1 pseudogene is annotated in these 357 nt (G+C 46.8%); it reads right to left on the reverse strand.

The window, feature by feature from the left end:
- A pseudogene (locus tag CWC11_RS22585) lies at nucleotides 1-357 on the reverse strand (glutamate-5-semialdehyde dehydrogenase); the annotation flags it as partial.

Here is a 357-nt window from a genome sequence, read left to right on the forward strand (position 1 = left end):
GTTAACGACTCTAGCCCCATAGGTCCATAGGCGTGTAATTTGGTTGTCGCTATGCCAATTTCTGCACCTAGTCCTAATTGACCGCCATCGCTAAACCTTGATGAGGCATTTACCATCACCACAGACGCATCGACACTGCGTTGAAACAAGGTGCCCGTCTCTGTGTTAGTTGTACAGATCACCTCGGTGTGGTGGCTGCCAAATTGGTCAATATGCTCAATAGCCCCAGAAAAGTCACTCACAATGCGGATCGCTATTTCTAGTGCTAAATATTCTTCACCAAATTCATCCTCGTTTAACACGGTCACGTCGTCAAAATACGGCGCTGCGTGTTGGCAACAATTCACTTTGACGTTT

It is taken from the genome of Pseudoalteromonas sp. S3178 (assembly GCF_005886985.1).
In the GTDB taxonomy this organism is placed as follows: domain Bacteria; phylum Pseudomonadota; class Gammaproteobacteria; order Enterobacterales; family Alteromonadaceae; genus Pseudoalteromonas; species Pseudoalteromonas carrageenovora.